This window comes from Rhizobium sp. NLR22b, from assembly GCF_019685295.1.
Taxonomy (GTDB): domain Bacteria; phylum Pseudomonadota; class Alphaproteobacteria; order Rhizobiales; family Rhizobiaceae; genus Rhizobium.
The window spans coordinates 169,201-175,992 of record NZ_JABDWM010000017.1; the positions used below are offsets into that span (position 1 = coordinate 169,201).

Annotated in this window: 5 protein-coding genes and 1 tRNA gene; 3 read left to right on the plus strand and 3 right to left on the minus strand. The window is 57.3% G+C overall.

Translation table 11 applies throughout. The annotated features are described in order from the left end of the window. Nucleotide 1: 1 nt before the first annotated feature. The gene (locus HJC00_RS25265) at nucleotides 2-1,021 is read right to left on the minus strand and encodes a UDP-glucuronic acid decarboxylase family protein (protein ID WP_221156193.1); all 1,020 of its coding nucleotides are present in this window, start codon (nucleotides 1,019-1,021) and stop codon (nucleotides 2-4) included. Nucleotides 1,022-1,406: 385 nt separating this feature from the next. Between HJC00_RS25265 and HJC00_RS25270 the strand changes: the two genes are divergently transcribed. Continuing rightward, on the plus strand, nucleotides 1,407-1,727 hold the full coding sequence (locus HJC00_RS25270; RefSeq protein ID WP_221156199.1) for a hypothetical protein: 321 nt from the start codon (nucleotides 1,407-1,409) through the stop codon (nucleotides 1,725-1,727). Between the two features lie 116 nt (nucleotides 1,728-1,843). Here HJC00_RS25270 and HJC00_RS25275 read toward each other — a convergent pair whose 3' ends face one another. Beyond that, on the minus strand, nucleotides 1,844-2,626 hold the full coding sequence (locus HJC00_RS25275) for a response regulator transcription factor (protein ID WP_221164757.1): 783 nt from the start codon (nucleotides 2,624-2,626) through the stop codon (nucleotides 1,844-1,846). A 341-nt stretch (nucleotides 2,627-2,967) separates the two neighbouring features. Here HJC00_RS25275 and HJC00_RS25280 point away from each other — a divergent pair, with 341 nt between their 5' ends. Beyond that, complete coding sequence (locus tag HJC00_RS25280; RefSeq protein WP_210629700.1) at nucleotides 2,968-3,198, plus strand: hypothetical protein; 231 nt, start codon at nucleotides 2,968-2,970, stop codon at nucleotides 3,196-3,198. A 29-nt stretch (nucleotides 3,199-3,227) separates the two neighbouring features. Further along, on the plus strand, nucleotides 3,228-6,647 hold the full coding sequence (locus HJC00_RS25285; protein ID WP_221164758.1) for a DEAD/DEAH box helicase: 3,420 nt from the start codon (nucleotides 3,228-3,230) through the stop codon (nucleotides 6,645-6,647). A gap of 51 nt (nucleotides 6,648-6,698) precedes the next feature. On the opposite strand, the gene HJC00_RS25290 is transcribed toward HJC00_RS25285, so the two are convergent. Further along, a tRNA-Met gene (locus HJC00_RS25290) sits at nucleotides 6,699-6,775 on the minus strand. Between the last annotated feature and the right edge of the window lie 17 nt (nucleotides 6,776-6,792).

A 6,792-nucleotide genomic window follows, 5' to 3' on the forward strand; every position in this document is an offset into this window, starting at 1 on the left:
CTCATACAGCCTCCGCCTGCTTCGTCCCGGCTAGCAGGCCGTCGAAATATTCGACCGTGCGCGCCAAGCCGGCTTCGAGCTCGATATGAGGCTGCCATGCCAGCTCCGTCTTCGCCCGGGAGATGTCCGGCCGCCGCTGGCGGGGATCGTCGACGACAGCAGGCAGGTGAACGATGCGGGAACGCGAATTCGTGAGGTCCCGGATGATCTCCGCCAAGCGTCGGACGGTGAACTCGCCCGGGTTGCCGAGATTGATCGGGCCGTGGCATGCACTGCCGGAGGCCGAGAAACGCAGGAAACCTTCGACAAGATCATCGACATAACAGAAAGAGCGGGTCTGCTGGCCGTCGCCGTAGATGGTCAGGTCGGCGTTGCGCAGGGCCTGCACGATGAAGTTGGAGACCACCCGGCCGTCATCCAGGCGCATGCGCGGGCCGTAGGTGTTGAAGATGCGGCCGACCTTGATATCGACGCCGTAGGTCCTGTGGTAGTCGAAGAACAGGGTTTCGGCGCTGCGTTTTCCCTCGTCGTAACAGGCGCGCGGTCCGATGGAGTTGACATTGCCGCAATAGGATTCGCGCTGCGGGCTCTGGGTCGGGTCGCCATAGACTTCCGAGGTCGACGACTGAACGACGATCGCGCCCGTCTTTCGCGCGCAGTCCAATGTGTTGACGGCGCCAAGTACGTTGGTGAGCAGGGTACCCACCGGGTCCCGTTGGTAGTCGGGCGGAGAGGCCGGCGAGGCGAAGTTGAAGATCAGCGACGCTTCGATATCGAAGGGCTGACGGACATCGTGCTCGATGATGCGAAAGCGGGGGTTCGACGCGAGATGCTCGACATTCGCACGGCGGCCGGTCGAAAAATTGTCAAGGCATATGACGCTGTGGCCGCCCAGCAGAAGCCTTTCACAGAGATGCGAGCCAAGAAAGCCGGCTCCGCCATTTACAAGAGCGGTGCCCAGATACTTGAGCACCGCCATGTTCTTTACTTCAGAGCCTTCGCCGGGAACGAAACTACGCATTACAAACTCCTCCCCACGGTTTAGTCTTTTGTTTTATGGATACGCTTCACACCCCCTTACCCGGATGGATATTCACGCAACTAAGCACAAATACTTGAATAAACCTCCAAGGTTATTCTTCATTTAGCTCATTTACTATTGAAATGATAGGGAGATTGTTACCGTGGTCAACTTTAAAAGCGCAAAATATCCCAAATAATTACACTGTTGTTCTTCCGAATAACAAATGATTAATCATTTTACTTGTTTTCTCACGTAAAACGGGAATCGTGCCGCTGCTCAAGCTTTGCTCAATAAATACGAGATAGAAGAGGGGAGAGGTCGGTCGCGCAGAACTGCACGACCAGTCTTGCATCCGGAAGCGTCATATGCGAGGGATCTGGTCATGTTTAAAAATCGGGCCGCAGCCCAGCCGAAAGGCTGGCGTCCATTTCATTTTGCGATGCTTGCCGGGGGAGCGACGCTTCTTGCGATCGGAGCGACGGCTTGTGCGGTTGACGACGACATGGCGGTCATCGCGAAAAAGAATGTTGTCGTCGTCGAGACGCCGTCCGTGTCGAAGGCCTTTACCTACCCGGAAAAACGAACTGCTCGGCCGACTGCGGCACGAGCCCACATCGTCGCCTATCACGGGTCCGCGCGCTATATCTGCTCTCCAAGCGGCTTCGGGCAGAAGTCGCGCTGCTTTGCGCGTCCCTCGATCTGAAGCAAAAGCGCCGCTGCATATTCCTTAAATCGGAATCGATTTAAGGATAGAACTAGGCTCAACGCAAAAGTGAGACAACGCTCGTTGCGCGCATGAAAAGCGCGTGGCGCAATCGGTCAGTTGCGCCACCGGCTGGACATGTCGTCATCGCCGACCGGATGGTCGTTGAAGAAGCGGGACGCTGCTTCCGTGCGGTTTCGGACGTTCATCTTCTTATAGATGTTGCGGACGTGAACCTTCACCGTGTTTTCGGAAAGATGCAGCTTGTCGGCAATAATCTTGTTCTGCGTCCCCTTGCAGATGAGATCCAGGATCTGAACCTCCCGGGTCGTCAAGGCGGAGATGCTGTCGCGTCTCAGCTTGAGCGCATTGTTGCGGGCGGCATCAACCGATTTGGTCTGATAAAGTGAGGGCTCCAGCTGGGCCCCCTTATTGGTGAGGCGGTTGAGAAGCGCCGAGGGAAAATGCTCCCCGCCTTTCATCAGCAGATCCACCGCGGCCATGAAGACATCAAGTCGAAGATTAAGCGGCAGGACGCCGTCGATGATCCTTGCCTCCACCAAACGGCTGACATAAGGTTCCATCATGTCGATGGCCTCGACGACAAGTCCGATCGAGGTTTCCGGGTGATTTTCTCTGACCGCCTGCAGCGCGTCTTGCAGCTCAGGCGCAGGTATATGGTAAAATAAAACGAGCTTTATATCGCTGGTATCCTTTTCCAGCATCGGATTTGCGTTCGTTATGCTTGGCACATCGCAATTGGGAAATTTCTTTGCCAGCGCTTCCACCATGCATTCTGAAAACAAATCAGCCTTGGCTACTACAAGGATAGTATCTGCGGATGGGCTAGACTTTCTTGCCTGGTCCGCATTCTCCATTCCTGAGCCTGTCATGAACATATACGCCTCCCCTAGCGGTACACTTTACTCAAACATGAAGCGATGGCAGGTATAAGATAGTATGAAATGCCGGTCCTATTGTGACATCGCCTTCTTCTTTAGACATTTCTTAATTATGTTAATACGGATTGAGAAGGAAGGAAATGGCCCAAAGTGATTAGTTTTAGGGAGCGAGAAACAATAAGATACTGCGTATCGGTTGTATTTTTATCCATCCTTATACTTCGAGCTTATATTTGCCCCCACTATAGATAATTCAGTGGATGTAATGTTTCAGTACAAATTGTAATATTTTTGCGATCTGCCCCTGAAGATTACGAGACAAGCGAAACGCTCGCAAGTTGGCGCTCAACCCGGTGATGCCTGGCAGAAGCCTCGCATTCCGGCTGCATCGCAGGGCTGATATCGTGCCGGAGACCCTCGTGGGCTGGAACAGGGGGCGCCTGCAAGGTGAAGAAAGGCGGCCGCGTCTGCACTGGCACGCTTGCGCGGCTGTTGAAATGCACCCGACCGGGCGCATCATCACCATGCTCTTTGATTTTGAGCTGCAATCGCTGCTAAAAGAGGCGTGAGCCTATTTTGCACTCCTCAGTGAGACGTCATGCAGATTGATGCGGACAGGGCGGAACGGGAACGGCTTCTGGCCATTCTCGATTTCTGGCATAAAATCGAGTTTTTCATACCTTATGATCTCTCCAGTCGCCTTGTCTCCGGCGAAGGACGGACCGTTTTCTGGCTACATGCAGAGACGCTCTTGCAGGACAGCGCTGCACTCAGCCGTCCTGTCATACCCGAGGAGAAGCAGATCACCGGCTTTACCCTGTTCCTCGGCGTTTTCAGCAAATCCGAGATTGCCGAGATCCGCAGGCACTTCGACAGCGCTGCGGTCGACATTGCCGAGTATGAGGATGCCGAACGCGGCGATCTCGATGGCGATACCTGCTTTGCCAGCCTGCAGCTTACTCCGCTCGGACAGCCGATGTTCGAAACATTTTCCGTCTCGACGCTTCCGTGGGCCCTCGGACGGGTACGGAAAACCGGTCTCTCCTCGCTCAGCCATGAGGCATTTGCAGACGGCAAGCGGCAGCTGTCGGAGTTACTTCAGAACTTTCAGGCGCAGCGACAGCTGGGATCTTCATCCTTCGAGGCTGCCGCCGATCAGCCGATCGATGCCGTCGAAATCCTGGCGCTGCACGAATTGCTCTGCGATTGGGCGGGTTTTGCCTCGCGCCAGGAAAAGCCCATCGCCGCCGTTGAAATCCGCTACCGCGACAGGGCGGAAAGACCCGAGCTGATCTCGTTGCCGCCTCAACAGGAGGACCATGCATCCAATGCCGACGAGGAAGACGAAAGTGCAAGCCTTGATGAAGACATTGGCATTCTGAACAGCTTCTTCATCGAGGATATCGAACGGGCGATGATCTGCGTCAAGCAGGGCAATATCCCGGAGCCGCTCCGGCGGTACCTCAACCCGCCGGCAGGTGAAAATCGGGTCGACCTTTATTCGGAGGAAGGGCGCCGGTCGATCATTCGGGCGCTGCATCCCGGCAATCTCAACCGTGGACGCTGGCTGAGCGAGCCTCACCTTGCAATGAGCCTCATGCAACAGTTCGCGATCAATTCGGCGATCGGCGGCCTGTCGGAAACGGGATTGTTCTCAGTCAACGGCCCGCCGGGCACCGGAAAGACGACCCTGCTTCGGGACATGTTCGCCGACAATATCGTTCGGCGCGCCCGGGTGCTCTCCTCCTTGACGATGGCGCGCGACGCCTTTGACGGAACGCTGCGCCGTGTCGGTTTTGCGGATCGGAGCACCGCCTCCATATCCGCGCTGATCCCGGCTCTTGCCGGGTTCGAAATGGTCGTCGCCTCCTCCAACAATGCCGCCGTGGAGAATATTTCGCGCGACCTTCCCAAGCAGAGCTCGATCGCAAGGACATCTTCATTTCAATATCTGCAGACGGTCGCGCACAAGATCGCCTGCCAGAAAGACAATGGAGCAGTCATCAAGCTCTCCGACGGCGATCGCCCGTGGGGGTTGATCGCCTGTGCGCTCGGCAACTCCAGAAACCGCCGAGCCTTCAAGGAACGTTTCGCCTTCATGGAAATCGCCGAAAGGCCGAAGCCCGGCTGGTCGGGCGCCGCAAAGCCGCAGACCATCTGGGAATGGTTGAAGAGCTATGAGGGGCCAAGCTTTGCCGAAGCGGCATCGGCTTTTCATGCCGCCGACGAGATGGTTCGCGAAAAGATCGGCCAATATGCGCGTTATGCCGATCTCCGCGATGAAATAGCACCCGTTTCGCAGGATGCATTCTGCCGCGAGGCGCTTGAGAGGGTGGCCGCCGCCGCGGACGAAGTTTTGCATGCGCAGAACCGATGCGAGATGCTGGCGACCGAAATGCGCCGCATCGCCGACGGTTTGGCTTATCTGAAGGAGGAGCAACAGTTGCTCGACCGCAGCGCCCCTGCACGATGGAAGAGGGTGCTCTCGACCAACCCGGCCCGGCAGCATCGGCAAGACGTCATCGGCAATGCGCGGAAGCAGCTGGAACTGCGTAAAGCGCTGGCCGAATGCGAAGATCGGCTTGCAAAAACCGAAAGACCCGCGCTGGAACTGGCTTTGCGAGCGCATGACCGGGCCGAACGGTCCCTGCGGTCACGACGAAAAATCTGGTCTGCGAAAAAGGAGGAACTCGAGCGGCTGGGGGAAATTCTCGATCGTCCCACCGCACCGGAGCGTCTCACCGATCTCGATAAGGATCAGGTGCAGATCGACGGTCTCTGGCATCAGGACGAACTGGCGGCTCTGCGTTCGGCATTGCTGGAAGCAGCGCTGACGCTGCATGAAGCTTGGTTGGCCGATGTCGGCAGGAAGGGCGGAGGTTTTGGCGGAAATATCGTTGCCATCACCAAGCTGCTTTCCAACAACAATCCCGTCGATGACAAACACATCGCATCGATCTGGCAGAGCCTTTTCATGATCGTTCCGATCGTCTCCACGACGTTCGCGTCCTTTGCCAAGCAGTTCCGCGGCCTCAAGCCCGGCTCGATCGGCTGGGTCTTCATCGATGAAGCCGGCCAAGCGGTGCCGCAGGCGGCGGTCGGGGCTTTGTTGCGGGCGCGCCGCGTCATGGTGATCGGCGATCCCTTGCAGATCGAACCGGTTTTCACGCTTCCGAGCGCGCTGATTTCAGGCGCCTCGGCTCTTTCACCCCACACGGCGGCAGGTCAATATTCGCCGAACAGGGCGTCGGTGCAGATGCTGGCCGATGCCGCCAATCGCTACGGAACGACGCTTCAGGGCGAAGAGGCAGATCGGCTCTGGATCGGCAGCCCACTCAGGGTGCATCGACGCTGCATCGATCCGATGTTCAGCCTTGCCAATCAGATCGCCTATCAGAACAAGATGATCTTCGGGCTGCACGAGCGCCGACCGGCCGGCGACGCATCGCCCTTTTATGGCGACAGCGCCTGGATCGACATCAAGGGCAAGGTATCGGGCAAACAGGCCGTTGCCGAGCAGACCGACTTCATCGTCGACCTCCTCGCCTCGACTTATCGCCGAGACGGTGCATTGCCGGACATCTACCTCATCTCCCCGTTCAAGGAGATCAAGACCAGTTTGAGACGGGCTCTTTTCCATGCGGTCTGGATCGACCAAGACGGATATGCGCGCGGATCTCCAGCGAAACTGCAGAAATGGCTTCAGGAACGGGTCGGCACGGTTCACACCTTCCAGGGCAAGGAAGAAGATATCGTTTTCATGGTCCTCGGCGCCGATGCCGAGCATCGCGGAGCGGCCGGCTGGGCCGCATCCAAGCCAAACCTGTTGAACGTGGCGCTGACGCGCGCCAAGCGTCGTTTCTACATCGTCGGCGACCGCACGCTCTGGCAAACGCTCCCCTATTTCAGGGAAGCAGCAAATGCATTGCAGACGATCCGGCCCGCGGAATTCCTGGCCCGCAACGAGCTGAACGTGAGAGAGCGGACTCCGGCGCCGTTCGCTGAACGCATGCTTTGACGTTTCCCGGAAACACAGAAAGCCCGCACGAGGCGGGCTTTTTGGGAAGATTGGTTGCGGGGGCAGGATTTGAACCTGCGGCCTTCAGGTTATGAGCCTGACGAGCTACCGGGCTGCTCCACCCCGCGATATTTCATTCCGGACG